19 protein-coding genes are annotated in these 16,559 nt (G+C 64.3%); 7 read left to right on the top strand and 12 right to left on the bottom strand.

All coding sequences use genetic code 11. The annotated features are described in order from the left end of the window. Positions 1-56 precede the first annotated feature (56 nt). From CA236_RS13370 to CA236_RS13385, 4 genes are all read left to right on the top strand, one after another. The gene (locus CA236_RS13370) at positions 57-1,001 is read left to right on the top strand and encodes an MlaD family protein (protein ID WP_125945981.1); all 945 of its coding nucleotides are present in this window, start codon (positions 57-59) and stop codon (positions 999-1,001) included. Positions 1,002-1,126: 125 nt separating this feature from the next. Continuing rightward, positions 1,127-1,801, top strand: coding sequence for a TetR/AcrR family transcriptional regulator (locus CA236_RS13375; RefSeq protein ID WP_225883562.1), 675 nt, complete (start codon positions 1,127-1,129; stop codon positions 1,799-1,801). Beyond that, positions 1,801-3,414 carry an AarF/UbiB family protein gene (locus CA236_RS13380; protein WP_116462998.1) on the top strand — a complete coding sequence of 538 codons (1,614 nt, stop codon included), beginning with the start codon at positions 1,801-1,803 and terminating at the stop codon, positions 3,412-3,414. The genes CA236_RS13375 and CA236_RS13380 overlap by 1 nt, the downstream gene beginning before the upstream one ends. Positions 3,415-3,591: 177 nt before the next feature. Next, positions 3,592-4,269 (top strand): sigma-70 family RNA polymerase sigma factor, encoded by a 678-nt coding sequence (locus CA236_RS13385; RefSeq protein ID WP_225883563.1) that lies wholly within the window; start codon positions 3,592-3,594, stop codon positions 4,267-4,269. Between the two features lie 519 nt (positions 4,270-4,788). Here the strand turns inward: CA236_RS13385 and CA236_RS13390 are convergent. The 3 genes from CA236_RS13390 to CA236_RS13400 all read right to left on the bottom strand — a co-directional run bounded on the left by CA236_RS13390 (position 4,789) and on the right by CA236_RS13400 (position 7,460). Beyond that, the gene (locus tag CA236_RS13390) at positions 4,789-5,640 is read right to left on the bottom strand and encodes an SDR family oxidoreductase (RefSeq protein ID WP_225883564.1); all 852 of its coding nucleotides are present in this window, start codon (positions 5,638-5,640) and stop codon (positions 4,789-4,791) included. Continuing rightward, entirely contained in the window at positions 5,637-6,626 is a 990-nt protein-coding gene (locus CA236_RS13395) for an aldo/keto reductase (protein WP_114688874.1), read from the bottom strand. The genes CA236_RS13390 and CA236_RS13395 overlap by 4 nt, the downstream gene beginning before the upstream one ends. Before the next feature lie 354 nt (positions 6,627-6,980). Beyond that, entirely contained in the window at positions 6,981-7,460 is a 480-nt protein-coding gene (locus tag CA236_RS13400; RefSeq protein ID WP_114688875.1) for a DUF892 family protein, read from the bottom strand. Between the two features lie 256 nt (positions 7,461-7,716). Between CA236_RS13400 and CA236_RS13405 the strand changes: the two genes are divergently transcribed. After that, positions 7,717-7,905 (top strand): hypothetical protein, encoded by a 189-nt coding sequence (locus CA236_RS13405; protein ID WP_114688876.1) that lies wholly within the window; start codon positions 7,717-7,719, stop codon positions 7,903-7,905. A 6-nt stretch (positions 7,906-7,911) separates the two neighbouring features. On the opposite strand, the gene CA236_RS13410 is transcribed toward CA236_RS13405, so the two are convergent. From CA236_RS13410 to CA236_RS13450, 9 genes are all read right to left on the bottom strand, one after another. Next, positions 7,912-8,886, bottom strand: a complete 975-nt coding sequence (locus tag CA236_RS13410) for a sensor histidine kinase (RefSeq protein WP_125945982.1) — start codon at positions 8,884-8,886, stop codon at positions 7,912-7,914. 515 nt (positions 8,887-9,401) lie between these two features. After that, on the bottom strand, positions 9,402-10,037 hold the full coding sequence (locus CA236_RS13415) for a hypothetical protein (RefSeq protein WP_093067984.1): 636 nt from the start codon (positions 10,035-10,037) through the stop codon (positions 9,402-9,404). Between the two features lies 1 nt (position 10,038). Then, positions 10,039-10,209: a hypothetical protein gene (locus tag CA236_RS13420; RefSeq protein ID WP_225883565.1), complete on the bottom strand. Its 171-nt coding sequence runs from the start codon at positions 10,207-10,209 to the stop codon at positions 10,039-10,041. Between the two features lie 59 nt (positions 10,210-10,268). Then, positions 10,269-10,988 carry a serine protease gene (locus tag CA236_RS13425; protein WP_241212658.1) on the bottom strand — a complete coding sequence of 240 codons (720 nt, stop codon included), beginning with the start codon at positions 10,986-10,988 and terminating at the stop codon, positions 10,269-10,271. A gap of 150 nt (positions 10,989-11,138) precedes the next feature. Next, a complete protein-coding gene (locus CA236_RS13430) occupies positions 11,139-11,408 on the bottom strand; it encodes an HU family DNA-binding protein (RefSeq protein ID WP_093067990.1) in 270 nt (89 codons plus the stop codon). Positions 11,409-11,523: 115 nt separating this feature from the next. After that, positions 11,524-12,732, bottom strand: coding sequence for a TniQ family protein (locus CA236_RS13435; RefSeq protein ID WP_093067992.1), 1,209 nt, complete (start codon positions 12,730-12,732; stop codon positions 11,524-11,526). A gap of 3 nt (positions 12,733-12,735) precedes the next feature. Further along, complete coding sequence (locus CA236_RS13440; protein WP_093067995.1) at positions 12,736-13,665, bottom strand: TniB family NTP-binding protein; 930 nt, start codon at positions 13,663-13,665, stop codon at positions 12,736-12,738. Further along, complete coding sequence (locus CA236_RS13445) at positions 13,662-14,540, bottom strand: Mu transposase C-terminal domain-containing protein (protein WP_164518939.1); 879 nt, start codon at positions 14,538-14,540, stop codon at positions 13,662-13,664. The genes CA236_RS13440 and CA236_RS13445 overlap by 4 nt, the downstream gene beginning before the upstream one ends. Before the next feature lie 93 nt (positions 14,541-14,633). Beyond that, the gene (locus tag CA236_RS13450; RefSeq protein ID WP_093068001.1) at positions 14,634-15,344 is read right to left on the bottom strand and encodes a DNA-binding domain-containing protein; all 711 of its coding nucleotides are present in this window, start codon (positions 15,342-15,344) and stop codon (positions 14,634-14,636) included. A 469-nt stretch (positions 15,345-15,813) separates the two neighbouring features. Between CA236_RS13450 and CA236_RS13455 the strand changes: the two genes are divergently transcribed. Together CA236_RS13455 and CA236_RS13460 are read left to right on the top strand one after the other, a co-directional pair. After that, a complete protein-coding gene (locus CA236_RS13455; RefSeq protein ID WP_093068003.1) occupies positions 15,814-16,095 on the top strand; it encodes a type II toxin-antitoxin system Phd/YefM family antitoxin in 282 nt (93 codons plus the stop codon). After that, on the top strand, positions 16,004-16,489 hold the full coding sequence (locus CA236_RS13460; RefSeq protein ID WP_241212659.1) for a hypothetical protein: 486 nt from the start codon (positions 16,004-16,006) through the stop codon (positions 16,487-16,489). Before CA236_RS13455 ends, CA236_RS13460 begins: the two co-directional genes overlap by 92 nt. The last annotated feature ends 70 nt before the right edge of the window (positions 16,490-16,559 follow it).

The following is a 16,559-nucleotide window of genomic DNA, read 5'->3' on the forward strand; positions in this document are numbered from 1 at the left end:
TTGGAAACGGTACGGTTTACAAATTTGGTCCGGCTTCCTAATGGTTATGGTCTCTCATGGAAACGCGGTCGAATAAATTCCTTGTGCTCGCGGTCACCAGCCTTCTGTTGGGTACGCTCCTCGTCTTTACCCTTTGGCTGTTTGATGCACGCAATGAAGACGGAAACCCTTATCTGATCCGCTTTACCGGAAGCGTTGCCGGTCTGGAGAAGGGGTCGCCGGTGACCTTCTCGGGCGTACCGGCCGGTCACGTCACGTCGATACGGTTCGACAAGGAGGACCCGTCAGCGGTTCTCGTCACCGTCAGCCTTGAACCGCGGATCCCCATCGTCGCAGGCGTGAAAGCGTCGATCGCAAGATCGGCACTGGCCGGCACCGCGAACATCAGCCTCGACGGTGCAACCTCTGGCGCGCCCCCGATCGTTGCGGCGAGCGACACCGAGCTTCCCGTCATTCCCGCCAAGGAAGGCGGGCTCCTTGGCGGCGGAGGGGACCCCGTCGCACTGGTCGAAAAGATCAGCCGCACCGTGGATTCTGTTTCTCGCAACCTCGACGCCGCTCAGCAGCAGCGGGCCAGCGATCGACTGGCGGCGCTTGCGGAAAGTTCCGCCGGTTGGGCAGACAAAGCCGGAGCAGCGTCCGATGCTCTCACCGGTGCGCGCGGCCGCGTGATTGCCGTGGGCGACGCCTTGCAGCGATCCCGCGACAGCGCCCAACAGCTGAGAGCGGCAGTGGACGAACGCAGCGCGACCGTTCTCGCGAGAGCGAACCGCACGTTGGTGAACGCTCGAGACGGAGCCGAGCGATTTGTGGCGCGCGTTGAGGCGGTTCGACCCGCGATCCGCGGCACGACTGCCAAACAGGCTCAACTGCGTGAGACCATTCGTTCAGCAAGGAACAAGGTCGGTGCTGTCAGGGATACGGCCGTTCGCATCGATCAGGAGGGACTGGGCGTGGGTGCTGCGTCTCTTCCCGTCTACAAGCCAACGTCACAGGATTGAGCGACGGCGATACAAAAGCACAGCCTTGGGCTGAGATCGAGCTGGCAGGCGAGCAAGCGACCCTCTCGGCGTGATTTCTCGTCAACCTGTCCGGATCAGGCTACCGTCGATCCAGGAGAACGAGATTGAGCGACAACGAAAAGAAAGGTCGGCCCAGGAAGATGGGCAGACCCACGACCGAGGATGCGCTTCGCCTGACCTCGCATATCCTCAAGAGCGCCCGCGAGATGTTCTTCGCACACGGGTTTGACGGCGCCAGTGCCGACATGATCGCCGAACAGGCGCGTATCTCCAAGCGAACCCTGTACGCGCGCTTCGGCAGCAAGGCCCGCGTGTTCGAGGCGGTGATCCTCGACGAGATCGATACGCAGCTGCGCGCGCTCGAACCTTCCGGCAGCGACGAACCCGACATCCGATCGCGGCTTCGCGTAATCGCCGATCGTCTGCTTGAGTGGCTGCTGACGCCGCGGATCACCTCCATGGAACGCGTCGTCATCGCGCAGGCCGTGCGCTTTCCAGCGCTTGCGGCAAACATCCACGACTTCGGCTACCAGCGGGCCGTGCAGTGGGTGGCCTCGATCCTCGCCCATGCCGATGCAAAGGGTGAGCTATCGCTGGCAGACCCGGTGTTTGCCGCCGAGCAGTTCGTCACCCTCGTAGTGGTCGCACCCATGCGCCGCGCAGCGCTCGGGCTGTCTCCTCCCGCGTACGACGATGCCGCACGTGATCGTATCTCTCGCGGTATCGACCTGTTCCTCGATGGCTGCCGTCCGCGCGAGGCGGATGGTTGCAGCGCCTGATGCCCACCACCGACGACGAACCTCAGATCGGTGAGCGCGCGCGCCTGGCCGAGCTCCTCCAGATCATGGGGCGCCATGGCTTCAACGGGCTCGCCTCGCGCCTGGGCCTGCTGCCCGGTCGTTCGGAGCAGCCGGTGGACGTCGGTACCCCCGAGCGGGTCGTCGCGCTGCTGCGAGACCTTGGACCCGTCGCGGTCAAGCTGGGGCAGGTGCTCGCGACCCGTGAAGACCTGCTCGGGCCGGAATGGGTGCGCGCGTTGTCGACGCTGCAGGACCGGGTGACCCCGCTGCCGTTCGAGGCGCTGGAGCCGACGATCCTGACCGCGCTTGGCTCCCCGATCGCGGACGTGTTCGCGAGCTTCGACCGCGAACCGATCGCCGCGGCCTCGATCGCGCAGGTTCATGGCGCCATCCTGCGCGACGGAACCGAGGTCGTGGTAAAGGTACGCCGACCGGGGATCGCGGAACGCGTCGATGCCGACCTGAGGCTGCTTCGCCGCATTGCGCGGCTCGCCGCGAGACACTCACCGGAGATCCGTCGCCTCAAGCCTGACGAACTGCTCCGGTTCTTCGCTGAGAGCCTGTCGCAGGAAATGGACCTCAGCGCCGAAGCGGCAGCCTGCGAGAGCATCGGCGTGTTCCTGCAGCCGCTCGGCGTTCGCACGCCCGGCTTCTACTGGGATCAGGTTGGTCGCCGGATCAACGTGCAGGAACGGCTCGACGGCGTGCCGGTCCGCGCGATCCTCGACCGAGCGGGTGAGGACGGGGCGGGTCAGGGCGCTGCCGACGTCGCCGGCAGATATGCCGATGCGGTGCTGCGGATGATCATCTTCAACGGCCGGTTCCACGCGGACCCCCATCCCGGCAACGTGTTTGTTCTGGCCGACGGGTCGTTGGCGTTCATCGACTTCGGGGCGGTCGGCGTGCTCAGTCCCGCCCGGCGGAACGAGGTTGTCACGCTCGTCCTTGCCATCGCGGGTGAGGACACACGATCGGTGACGGACGTACTGTTGCAATGGTCGGGCGAGACCGACGTCGATCGCCCGGCACTGACCCGCGACCTCGACGCGCTGATCGACCAGTTCCGCGGGGCGGTACTCCAGCAGATCGAGCTCGCCGACATCTTCGGCCGCGTGTTCGCGCTGCTGCGCACCTACCGCCTGGCGCTGCCACCCGACCTCGCCCTGCTGCTGCGCACCCTGCTGATCGCCGAAGGATTCGTGCGACGGCTTGATCCCGGCTTTGACATTGCCGCGCGCGCGGCACCGATCGCGCGCGAACTGCTGCGGGAGCGGATCGGCCCAGCCGGCCTAAAGCGTGGCGGACGCCGGCTGGCGACGAGCCTGGGCCGTCTGGCCGCCGCCTCGCCCGAGCTGGTGGCCTTCGCCGAGCGGGTTGCGCGGTCGGGTGCGCTGCCGATCGAATTGCAGGGAGGCGCGGTTTTCCCAACTCCGGCATCGCCCCGGCGCGCCGATCCCAACATTCTGTCCACCGGACTGCTTGTCGCGGGCGCGATCCTTCAGCGCGACCATGATGTTGTCGGCGCGATGTTGATGGCGTCTGCGGTGCTGCCTGCAGGCTGGGCTTGGTTTTCGAGCAGGCAGAGGCGCTGACTTCCTGCTGCCCGACCTTCCCACACCCGACTCTCCACCCTTACCCTTTCGCGCGCTTGTTCGGGTATCCGGCTCCTCGCTGAGAAGTGGAACAACCCACGAGAGGGGGCGTTTCCGAACAAGTAAACCAGGCGGTGTATAAACCGCACCCTGGTTCGATCGAGCGAGGGCTTTTGCGTGTCGGAACAACCGGATCACGAAGCGCATGTACCGGCTGAGGAGTTGTCTGACTTCGGTGCTGCACTGAGCGACTTGATGCCCAGGCTGGCGAGCTATGCGCGATCGCTAACAAGAAATCCCGATGCTGCACAGGATCTCGTTCAGGATACCGTGCTGAAAGCCTGGCGCAGCCGTGCGTCCTTCGAGGCCGGCACGAATTTGAAAGCTTGGACCTTCCGTATCCTTCGCAACTCCTTTTTGTCGCAGGTTCGTCGTAAAGGTGCGGGACAGGCAGGCGAGACCGCCGAACTCATTGATGTTCCGGTGGCGTCAAATCAAGAATCGGTCGTGACATTGGGCGATGTTCGCCGCCTGTGGCCGCGCCTGACACCCGAGCAGCAGCGGTGCATCCAATTTGTCGGGATCGAGGGTTTGAGCTACGAAGAGACAGCCACGATCGAACAGGTTCCTGTCGGTACGATCAAGAGCCGCGTGGTGAGAGGGCGGCAGATGCTGCGCGCACTCCTGGATCAAGCGAACGTCGTGCCAGCCAAGGGGACAGCATCCCGGATCCTGTCGGTCGATTCGTCCCCTCGGTATGAGCCGTCGCGCGTTGATGATGAACACTCAAAGCAGATCGAACTGCTGCGAAGGTGGCGCGCGGAGCGTGCGGCCGCTCGCTGCGCCGTCGGATGACTTTCTTAGGATCCACCAGATCCCGTTTGTGTCCCTTCCGTTTCAGACCCGCGATGAGCCCCCGTGGCGCCACGAGTTAATGATGGCGCGATGGAGTCGTCTCGCGAGTTTGCCCGTTAATCGCTGCCAAACAGGCGATTTTCCCTGGATCATGTATTTTCGTTAGCATTCACCTCTGATCGTTGCGCCCTGGTTACAAGCGAGCAGGTGCTACGGGAACAGATCGTCCACGTTTCGGTTCGACGGTCGATCCTGCAGCGACCGTCGAATCTCGCTCGCGATCGTTACCGCGGAGTTATGCCTCGTACCTCGACGAGCTTGATGCCCACAGAAACCTCTTCGCGGTCGAGCTCAACGCCATCACTGTCCGGGAGCAGCAGCTGAACGCGCTGGTTCGCGTCTGGGCGTCGCTTGGGGAAGGTGGGGCGATCGGACGATTGCGGATCGTTCGGCGCTGCCACGCTGGGCACTACGCGTCTGGACGACGCTGCGATCGTGAAAGGACGCGGTCTCGGCTGGTCAGGCGAGTTCTGCCCCGTGGCTGTCCTGCCAGGCGGCATCCTCGATCGCGTCATGCCCCGGCTCGCCCGCCGACTGCGCCCCCGTCCACCGCCAGGCATCCAGCCGTTTGCCCGTCACCGTCGCGGCAGCGTCGGAGCAGAGCCAGAGCAGCGGCGGGACCACGATCTCGGGCGACAGCAGCCCGGCGCGGGCACTGTCCGGCAGCCCTTCGGGGATCATGCCGGTCAGCGTTGCGCCCCCTGGCAGCAGCGCGTTCACCGTGATGCCGCTATCAGCAAGGTCCTGCGCCCAGATCGCGGTTTCTGAATCCAGCGCCGCTTTGGACGGGCCATAGGGCGAGAAGCCTCTGCGCCGCATCGTCTCGCGGTTCATCGAGACGTTGACGATCCTCCCGCTGCCTCTCTCCAGCATCGCCGGGACAGCCGCGCGCGCCATCAGGAACGGTCCGTTGACGTTGGTGTCGATCACCAGGCGCCAGGTGTCGGGGGCGACCTCCCAGAATCGGGTCGGTTCGGTCAGGAAGGTATCGCTTACATACTTCATGCCGCGCCCGGCGTTGTTGACGAGGATGTCGAGCCGGCCGAACCGCGCGACCGCTTCGCGCACCGCCGCGGCACAATCCGCCGCCCGGGTCACGTCGGCGAGCAGCGGCCGCACCCGATCGTCGCCGCATTCACGCTCTGCCTCCTTTGCGACCGCCTCGACTTCGGCAAGCTCGCGTGCAGCGGTGGCGATCACCCGCACGCCGGCCTGCGCTAGCCCCAGCGTCATGGCGCGGCCCAGCCCGCGACCGCCGCCCGTGACGATCGCGACTTGGCCGGCGAGCCCGTGCTCCTCGGGCGCGCTCACCTGTTTAGCGCCTGCATCTGAGGTGCCGCGTAACGCTCGCCCGCGGCAGCCCCCCTTGGCGCCGCGTAATCAAGACGTTCCAGTTCTTCCCGGCTCAGCATGACGTCGAGCGCGGCGACATTCTCCTCCAGATAGCGGCGGCGCTTGGTGCCCGGGATCGGAACAATGTCCTCGCCTTGTGCCAGCACCCAGGCGAGCGCGAGCTGGGACGGCGTACAGCCCTTTTCCCGCGCAAGCGCCTCGACCGCGGCGACAAGCTCCAGGTTACGCTGGAGATTGTCGCCCTGGAATCGCGGACTGTGCCGGCGATAATCATCGGGTGCGAGGTCCTCCACCCGCCGGATTGCGCCCGTCAGGAAGCCTCGGCCAAGCGGGCTGTACGGCACGAAGCCGATCCCCAGCTCCCGAATGGTTTCCAGGATCTCGCCCTCCGGGTCACGGCTCCAAAGCGAATATTCGGTCTGGAGCGCCGCGATCGGATGAACGGCGTGCGCGCGCCTGATTGTTGCGGGCGCCGCTTCCGAAAGGCCGAGGTGGCGCACCTTGCCCTCGCGGACCAGATCGGCCATCGCACCCACCGTGTCCTCTATCGGCGTGTCGGGGTCCACACGGTGCTGATAAAAGAGATCGATCACCTCTATTCCTAGCCGGCGCAGGCTCGCTTCGCAGGCCGCTCGGACATAATCGGGTCGCCCGCACACGCCCCTGAAGCTCCCGTCCTCGTCCCGGACATTGCCGAACTTGGTCGCAAGCACGACCTTGTCACGACGATCGCGGATCGCGCGCCCGACCAGCTCCTCGTTACGGCCGACGCCATACATATCGGCCGTGTCGAGAAAGGTCACGCCGAGTTCGATTGCCCGGTGAATCGTTGCTACCGCCTCGGCGTCGTCGGCCTGTCCGTAGAACTCGGACATACCCATGCATCCCAGTCCCAGCCCCGACACGCGCAACTCACCGCCCAGCGTTCGTTGTTTTACCGTCATTGTTGATCCTCTCGTCTTCGGGCGAGTGTGCCAAGTCTGGGCCCGCTTCCCATTGTGCAAATCAGCGATTGTGGCGAACTCAGCGGCGCCGCTCACTTCTTGTTCCGACCGGGACTCGGCCGTCCTGATACCGACATGCCACACGAGCCGGCCGACTGGCGGCGCGCCCTCGGCCTGTGCAGTTCGTGTGGTACAACCTAGCGCGCAGTCCTGGCTTCGAGGCGCTTACCAGCCGTATCCATGATCATTGCGTTCCAGGCGAAAGGGCAGGGGCACAATCACCCACTGCTCCTTCGCCTTGCTGAAACCGTTCGATCCCGGACGAGTTCTGAGGCCGTTCGAAACGCTTGTCGCTCAGTTCCCGCTTAGCAGCTGTTCGGCGAGTTCGGTGTGCTTGGCGTCCGCCTCTTTTGCCTCGTCCGCGCACGCCTTCATGTCACGCGCCACGTCCTCCATCCCAAGGTGTCCGCAATAGCTCGCCATCGTGCCGAAGGATGCGACCCAGTAGTGCAGCGCCAACTGTCCGCTTGCAATAATGCCGAGGTCCCGTGAGGTGTCGTCCGCAGCCTGTTGGCGGATCCTGCGACTTACTTCGTAATGGGCTTCGAGCACGGGGTTGTCCTGCTGCTCACCCGACCCCGTCTGCTGGACAGCACGCTCGATCTTATCGGCCCACTGCCGGGATGCCCGGTTTCCTTCCTCGAGCGCCGCTTTCAGGGCCGGGTGGCGGGCATCATTATTGACCTCGTCGGTTGCCTTTGCAGCCACATCACTGCCGGCCTTCATCGCAGCCAGTCCCTGAACTACGAGCTTCTGCAGATTGTCTTTTTCCATGGAGCCTCATCCTCATCCTGCGGCCGGCTCGAACGAAGAGCGGCTTGTTCATTAACCTTGAAGGCGATTGAAGTTCCGTCGGAACACGAGGCGGGAGTATGGACTATACCCTTTGTCGATCGCGGATGATCGCCTGGGGAAGGCACCGGCGTCGGAATGAGTTAGGAACCGCGCGCCCACCTGAGCAATCGTCGCCAACGTGATCGTGGAAACCTTGGCAAGAGCTCTTGCGTTCCCACTTGAGAGGAGCAGAACTATGAAAGAGGTACACGACGCCCCTTCGGAAGCGGAGGCGAACCACGGCCTGGTCGCAGTTAAAGGCCCGGATGCCGTCGACGTCGTGATGACGCCAAAAGCAGCGTTGCGTACGGCCGAGCGGATCAGCAGTGCTGCGGTCGAGGCGCTTGTCGAACAGAACCTCAGCGAACCGGGCGACCGTCACTAAAGCAGTTCAGGCCTGAAGCGCAGCGACGGGTGCATGAAGCGACCAGATCAGCCCGGTTGGGAGGTCATCGACGCCTCCAACACCGCCTAGCCGCTTTGGGGTGGCGACCTCGAGCAAGCGTTCACTCCATGTGCAAAGCGGCGTCCTTACTTGCGGACCGTCACGTTCTGCCCATTGAAGCCAGATGTGCGGCTGGTCCGTGACGTTGACCTCCCAACGTAATGACACGTATCCGTCTTTTTCACTTAAGGCGCCGTAGCGCAGCGAATGCACCTCCAGCTCGTGAACAGCGAGCGCAAGGGCCGCCGCCGTGCTCGGTCCTACCGGAACAGGTGAGCCGACGATGCGAACGCGACTACGACCCCCTTCGGCAAGCGCCAGCTCGACCAGTGTCTGAAGATCGGTGACGTGGGCCTCGGGTTGCACGATCAAGTCGCTGATCCTGCTGAGCATCGCCACCCGGGCTGACAGCTCTCGGCCCTTCTCAAGAAGAGGCTCGTCGCCGTCCAACACCTGATTGGTCGTCGCTGAGACGATGGTGAGCAGGTTTCGAAGAACATGGCGAGCGCCATTGACTGGCATGAAGCCATTTGCTGGCGGCTGACTTTTGGAGGGCAGACCGAGCCCCATCACGACCTTTTCGTACGGAACCTTGAGCTGCACCTGCGAGCCATCAAGGAAGCGAATTGTCGTCGCGAAATCGTCGCTGCACAGGTGCGACACGGTAGCGGGATTGATCGCAACGACTTGGCCATCAGCCAAGCCAAAGGTGGCGAGCGGCGTAGCCGCGTGCGGGCCGGGAGAGACCAGCTCCATCATTGAGGACCGCGGTGCCATGTCGGTCGCATTCGGTACGGCGACATCCAGCGCCTCGGAGAGACGACAAGCAAAGAGGCTGCCGCCGGCGTCAACGCCGTCCAACAAGCTCAGCGCTCTCCGAGCAAGAACGGCCGCCGTTCGCTCCGCTGCCTCTTTATCCACGACGATCCTCTTCCATTCGATCTGCTCTGTGGCCCCGCTTGTAGCCCCGAGCTTCGTTCCGCGCTCAGGTCTCAATCAAATCGCCTGCTTCGCTCCCTGCCGGCATTCTCCGCGCGAGCAGAGGCCATAGCTTTCGAGAAGAGTTCCCGGAACACTCGCCCGGCGAGTGCCGGATTGTGCCGGTTCATGTTCTCTGACATTCTCTTGATCAGGCCGCATTGTCGCACCTGCGGGATAGAGGAGAAGCGCAACAAAAGGAAACCGTTCCGTTTCAACGTGGTTCCCGCCTTACGCAGCCGACGGGTGTGCCGCGACGAGGAGGCGCTCATAAGTGCTGCGCTGTCGCGTCTCTTAAATCTCGTGCAGGAACTGGTCTGTGCGTCCGTCAACGCGGCTGAGGTTCAGCCGACGACCAGCGGATTTCCTCGCCGGATCCTCCCTCTCACACCGCACAACACGCGAATTTAACATAATCTATGTTATCGGACCGGAAGCGTAACGGCTTTTTAGGTGTCTCACGCGGCCCCGATCGCCGCGGGCGCTTCGATCAGCCATCGCCCGACGATCCGCTCGAAGTCGACATACGGAATCCGATCGGGGTCGAACTCTAGCACGGCCGCCAAATCGGGCAAATCGGCCAGAAACGCCTCATAGACGCGCTGCACGCGGTCGGCGCTCGGCAACTCGCGGCGCGACACGTTGGCGAGCCAATCACGCGCCTCGCGGAGCGCCCGAGCCGGGTCGCCGCCATGCTCGTGGATGTCCATGCCGGCCAGATCGGAGATGAAACGCTGGTAGCGGAACTGCTCGACGTCGAGGATCAGGACACGCTTGGCTTTCTGATGTTTGCCGCCGTACCGCTTGGCGCCAAGGAACAGCCCGAGTTCGAGCGGCATGTTGAAGCGCGGCAGGTTGTTAACCGCGTCCAGCTCGGTGCGCGACAGGTCATGGATGCCGTAGCGGCACTGTTCGATCAGCGCAAAAATCTTGTCGATCCGGGTCTGGCCACCGTCATCTAGCTCGCGCGCCGAGCGCGGGCGAAAGCCGCAGACGAGGATGGCAAAGATCAGCGCCCGGAACGTCGGCGCGAACGCGTCGTCGAAGGGACAATTGATGAAGACGTCGTCCGTCGACGTCTGGACGGCCGGCAAGCTACTTCTTCTTGGCCAAAACGCTCTTCACTGCCGCGGCGATACGCTGGTCGGAGACGGTCGCCTTTTTGGTCGCCACCGGCGCCAGAACGTAACGGCCCGTCGCTGCGCTGCGCCCGAGCACGCCCGGCTTGCTGCCCTTGGTGGTGATCGTGTCGGACCTGGTCGCCATGACGGTAATATGCGCCTCCCCTCCCCGCCGCGCAAGCGGCGTCCATGGCGCCGGCCCGACTAGCGCCATCGTTCCCCATCGCCGACATCGAAGCTGATTGCATCGGCAAAGGGCCGGAGCACCTCGCTGGGAATCGCGTAGGTGATCGGCAGGCTGATCTCGCCCGCGGTGAGCCCGCTCGTTACCATGCCGAGCACCGCACCCGTCCTCGAGTCACACACCACGCCACCGCTGATGCCGCCAAGCGCCACCGAGCTGATCTGGAACAGTCGCGTCTCACCGCGCTGTATCGCCGGGATTACTGCGCTGACGATCCCTTCGAAAAAGGAGGGTTGGACCAGCCCGCGGTTGGTCGCGTTCGAGAAAAACATCGCCTTGCCGAGTGGGAAACCGCCGATCAGCACCCGGTCGCCTACCCCGACCTTGGTCGAGTCGCCCCAGGTAACCGGCGGCACGTTGTAGGGGGCCTCCTCGCTCTCGGTCGCAGGACAGATCAGGATGCCGGCGTCGATCCCCGGTCCGCCATTCTCGAATCGTTGGTCATAGTAGCGCATGACGGCCGCGAACGGGTACGGCCGTTGCGCCTCTACGCCGTTCAGCCGGCTGTTCGCCCAGAGGTACGCTTCATGCTCCTTTAAGCGGAGCGCTTCCACGACGTGCCAGCAGGTGTAGAGCTTGCCGCGCCCGACCTGAAAGGCGGTGCCCTGAATGTCCATGACCCAGTCCTCATGGACGGGATCCTGGATCGCGATATGGAGCGCGAGGTCGCCCTTAGGCACGCCCGCCTTGTTACCGACGGGTACGATTGATCGTGCGAGGCGGGAGATTGGCGTGTCACGCCCGCGCGACGCCCAGGGCACGCGCTCGAGCGCCTCCTTCAGATCGACCGGTTTCGAAGCAGGCCTTCGATTGCGCTCGGCCACGAACGCTCAGAGCCTATCCTTCAGCGCCTTGGCCGGCGTAAACGTCAGCTTCTTCGACGGCGCGATCGTGATCGCCTCGCCCGTGGCCGGATTGCGGCCGCTGCGCTCGCTCATGCTCTTCACCTTGAACTTGCCGAAACCCGGCAGGTTGATCTCGTCACCCGCCGCGGCTGCCTGGCCGATCGCGTTCAGCGCCGCGTCGAGCAGTTCGCGCGCCTGCTTCTCCGTCGTGCCGAGCTGGTCGGCGACCTGCTTGGCGAGATCCTTGGTGTTCATGCTGTCCGCTTCCCCTGTTTGCCGAGCCGATGTCATAGCGGCGAAGCCACCCGCGGCAAACCGTCGCTCCGCCCGTTGCCGACCGGGATCGCCGTCCCGCTTCAGCCGTGAGTCCTCAGGCAGGAAGGTCCGCCAGACTGCCGCGCCAACCTGGATCTCCGGGGCGCCTGATCAGGCTGGTGAAGCCGAGCTCCGCCCGGATCGCCTCAAAGCGTGCAAGTACATCATCGACGTCGATCCCTGATGCTTCATGCAGGACGCGCATGCGTTCCCGCAGGGCTGCCGGCCACCGCTCGCTGCCTCGGATCAGCATGGCCTGCACGCGTGTCGTGGCGTTCTCGAATAACCACTCGAGCTTCTGGGTCTTGACTTCGGAACCCGACGACCTAGTCCAGTACCAAAGGGAGAACAGCACGCTAATCTCCTCGCGCGAGATGATTGCGATCACCGCGCACAGTACCTTGGCCCTCATTCTCGGTGAAAGCTTGGGGAAGGAAGCGTCCGCCCAATTGCGAGGCCGGTGATGCGGAACAGCGCCGATGAACTCGCTTTGATATCGGTTGATCAAGCTGGTTTGGTCCAGATTGCGCGCGAGCAGCGCCTTTGTCAGATCGTCGAGCAGAGCCAGGAACTCGGACGGCTGGACCTCGCCTACCCCGAACCAGTGCGACGGATGGCCGAGCCAGGCGGCTCGCAAGCATTTCTCAAATGCCAGCAGCATCTCGAACTGTCGGGCGCCGCGCCGATCGTCGCTGGCCCACTCGCTGGCGGGGACACGATGGACAATGGTGTGAAGGAGCTTGCGGCAGTCGGGGCAGATCAGTTCGGTCGCGCCGTTGATGTGCACAAAGGTCGGCCCGCGAGTGGGCACGCAGCTGCGGCAGCCTTCATACCGCCACCGCAAATGACGATGACAGAGGACCAGCGGCAGAGCTGTGTCGCGATCAAGGTAAGCCCCGCCTGCCTTTCGACCTTCTTCAAGGCAAGTGGGACACCAGCAAGAGTGCAGAGGGTCCAGGGCATGTCTGGCCCGATCGGTGCAGCGCAGCCAATCCACGGCAAGGTTCGGCCAAGCCCGTCGGAGTTCCAGCGCGGCCACGCATTCCGGAGCCAATGCGAACGCCTCAGCGATACGATCCCGCTCGCCGGAATCGAGTTCGACGTCCACGCCGCCAGGAGCGACGTCGCCGTTCCGCAGCAGGCTGGCACGCAACCCCTCCACTTCCATGTCGTAGACCGCCGCAGTTCTGCCCAGCCAGGACGAGATCAGCTCGTCCGGATGCGGACGCGGGGCGACCGGCAGCGGGGATGCGTCGACTACCATCGCTCATGCAGTGCCCACCGCGCCCGACCCTGGCCGCCCTCGTCGTTTCGCGATCTCCTTCATGGTGACGCTGGGAAGGACAAGATCATCGGCGTCCAAGTCTTCGGGACCGATCATCTCCGCGCCCCGCCGGATCGCCCGAACGGCGAGGTTCTCAACAAGCCGGAAAATACGGCCGGTATTCCCGTCGGTCAGCTCCAGCAGCCTGGCCCTGAACAAGTCCTCGGCGAGCGGCGACGGATTTCGGAGCGGCAGGATGGCGGCCAGCGTCACCAAGAGCAGCCGAAAGGCTTCGTCATCTCGCCAGCGCACGAGCTCGATCGCATCGAAGCGATCGGCGAGCGCTGCGTCCGTCAAGAGCGCCGCCCTCGCCTCGTGGTTGCCCGTGCAGACCAATGGCATTCGCAGGTCGTTGGCGAAGTAGCGGATCGTGTTCAGGAAAATGCGTTGCTGGCGCGGTGTGCAGGCCAGCATATGGTTGATCTCGTCAAGTAACAGCATGCGCGCGCCGACCTGCCCCATCAACCGGCGCGTAAGCTGCCGGGCGCGTCCGAGATCGGACCCACCAGCGAAGCCCGCACCCAGCGCGGCCAGGATCTCGTCGTAGAACTCGCCCTCGGTCGGCTCCGGCGGCAGCTGCACGGCGACGACCGGGACGGTCGCCAGCCCCGTTCTGTCATCGAAGGTGCGCGGGTTTTCGTCCGCGAACCGCTCGACGATATGCGATTTGCCCATCCCTGTTTGCCCGAAGACGAGAAGGCAGGGCATGCGGGTGCGAGGCGGGTGCGCCAGCAACTCGCCCAGCATCGACCGGACCTTCTCCGCCTTCGGAAAACCGACCCAGCGATCCTTGCGTATCCATGCGACACGCTCATCGTCCGGCCAGAGCGCCTGGTCGCGGTAGCCTTCCGCCAGATGCGCGAATTTGGTCATCCTCTCTTCTCGTCGACCAAGAACGGAAGGTCGCCCAGTGGAGGCGCGGGTGGCGGGCATTGGCCAGACACAGGCGCCGGCTGGGCACGCTTTGGCAGATCAGAGTGCTTGGCCGCGCGGACGCGTTGAGCGTCCGCGAGCGCCGTCGCGGTGCGCTGCATGGCGAGCCGGGCCGCCTTAGTCTTGCGGGCAGCCTCGGCGACGATGAAGCGCTGCGTCTCGACAGCGTCAAAGATGAGCTGCTCGTTGACAGCCCCGCGGCCCCGCTCGCGCAGGGTACGCTGCGCCTCCAGCTGCTCCCAGCGGGTGATCGCTGGCCGGCGAAGGTCGCGGTACGGCACCTCAAGATGGTCACCGTCCGGCAGCTCGAGCCAGATCCGTGAAAGGTCGCGCGGGTCCCACCGGACGGGCAGCTTGCCGCCGGGTCGGGTGTAATGGCAGGACAACGCATCATCCCAATAGTGGGTATTGAACAGCTCGATCCCTTCGCGCGTGACCGCCCGCACCTCGCAGGGCAGAAAGTCGAACAGGAACGCGGCCGGATCAGCGGGCAGCCGCATGAGTTCCGTCCGTCGCTCAACCGCTTCGTCCCAAGCGGTCGCAGGCGGGATGCCGAGCCCGCGGTGAATATCTGCGTGGTACGGCCCGATAATTTCCCCGGCGAGCCAGGCCTCGATCTCCGCCAGCGTCATGCACGCCTTACCTTCGGCCTGGTAGTCGCCGCGCTCGGCGACGTTGGAAAAAGTGGTGCCGGGCAACAGGTGGACGGCGCCCATCATCGTCCCGATCAGCCGCTCGATGTGCGCACCATAATGGGGACGCTTGCGAGGCCGGTACTCGAGCGCGATCGAGTAGGTACGGCAGCCGCGCTTCAATGCCTTCGAATGGTGCTCCCGCGCATTGTCGAGGTGAAGACGGTCCATCAGGCCCTGATTGCCCCATGGCGCAGACATGCCGCGTTCGGCGAGCTAGGGGTCCTTCGGCAGCACGGCGTGGCGCATGGCCATCCCAACCGACACCGCCGACGGGTGCAGCATCGTGAGGTGGAAGCCCGGCACCGTCCTGCTCGCAATGTCGATCATGAGCGTGATCCACGGCCGGCCGATCGGCCGACGGTACACGTCGTCGACTGCGATTACGTCGACGAGCGTGTGGTCGGACTGCACGAGTTCGAGTGCGTAGCCTGCCTCAAGGCGGCCGCGCACCGGCCGAAACCGGTCGGCCGCCGCCTTGGTGCCCTCGCGTGCGGCGATGATGTCCTCCGGCGGAAGCGCCGCGATGCGAGCGCGCAGTGCCTTTACGCTCGGGATTGGGACGCCGGCCTTCAGGCACTCGTGACGCAGCCAACGTCGCAAGCTAGCTACGCTCGGCTTCTCCGCGGTGAGATAAACCTCGCGGAGCGCTCGGCGGATCAGGTCTTCCTGTTCGCTCAGCAACCGGCGCTCGCCCCGTACCCGACCGCGCTTGCCCGGGAGAAGCGAGGCGAGCTCCGGTGAAGCGCGGTACGCCCGGATTAGTTCGAACAGGCGGGAGCGTCCAAGACCCAAGGTGGCTGCAGCGTTCGCTGCGGTCTGGGCATTGATCGTGACCTTGGCGGCAAGAGGCCGGATCACGAGTTCCCGGCGATGGGCCTCGCTAAAGGCTGCGTCACTCGCACCGTCCGTTCCCGCCTCGCGCATCGGTTCACAACCCTGCCGCTTGGACTGCGGACAAAGTCTATCTTTTCAGGGCATGAGTCCAGCGTTTCGGGAGCAGAATGCCCGGGCGAACCGGCAATCAAGGCCGCAGTCCACCTATTCAGGAACTGCGACATCGGGACCATACACGTGCCCCTTTATTCCAGGAAGGGATATTACTGGAATAAACAATGTGCATCTTTGCCGGGTGAACCAGGTCTTGACGGCTTCCCGGATTATCCGCATGATCCGGCCTGTCAGCCTTTCAGGCTGGCTTGCTCCAGGTAACGCTCGGAAACAGACAAACGCAACGCAACAAGACCGCCATACACGCTGAAGACGTCCCGATGTGCAAAGAGAACGGCCGCTAGGCCAAGCGGAGATCCGCAACGCACTGGTGAAGGACAGCCCGCGGGCAGGCGGTTGAAACAGATCCTACCACGGTAACTGCGACAAGATTGGAGCGCCGCTCATGGCGAAGAGCATGGAAATCGTGCCGTCCGGCACGCTGCAGAAGCAGTTCGGCCATTATTCCGACGAGGCGATGATCCGCCCTGTCGGCGTCAGCCGCAACGGCCGGGTGCGCTTCGTCATGGTTCCTGTGGACGAATATGAGCGCCTGCGACGCCGTGAACGGGTCGCCGGGCGCACGGAGGATCTGGATGAAGAAACCCTCGACGCGCTCCGTGCCGTCAAACCCGGGCCAGGCAGCGAAGAAGCCGAAAGGCAGTTCCAAGCTGCCGGAGCCGGGTGAAGTCCTTAACTACAGCTATCTTTGGGAGCGTGAGTATCGCGAGGGTCGCGACGAAGGGATCAAGGACCGACCTGTCGCCGTCGTGCTGATGACAGTCAGCCGCGATGGTCTTCCCCTCGTCCATGTCGTTCCCTTCACGACCAAGGAGCCCGGCGCCGACGACGTCGCGATCGAGATGCCGCAAGCTGTTCGCCGGCAGCTCGGGCTTTCCGGCGAGCGGTCGTGGATCGTGGTCAGCGAGTGGAACCGCTATGCGTGGCCGGGCTACGACACGCGGCCGATCCCCGGGCGCGAGCCGTCCACCAGCTACGGCTTCCTGCCCTCCAGCCTGCTCCAGCGCGTCCTCGATACGATGGTGGCGGTCGGGATCGGTCGGCCGGTCGACCGCGACTGAATAGTCAGGTGGCTTGTCCCCGTACCGTCGAGATGGCCTAAGGCGATCCGTTGTAAATGGGCGAATAGCT

This window comes from Sphingomonas sp. ABOLG (assembly GCF_003950435.1).
Taxonomy (GTDB): Bacteria; Pseudomonadota; Alphaproteobacteria; order Sphingomonadales; family Sphingomonadaceae; genus Sphingomonas; species Sphingomonas panaciterrae.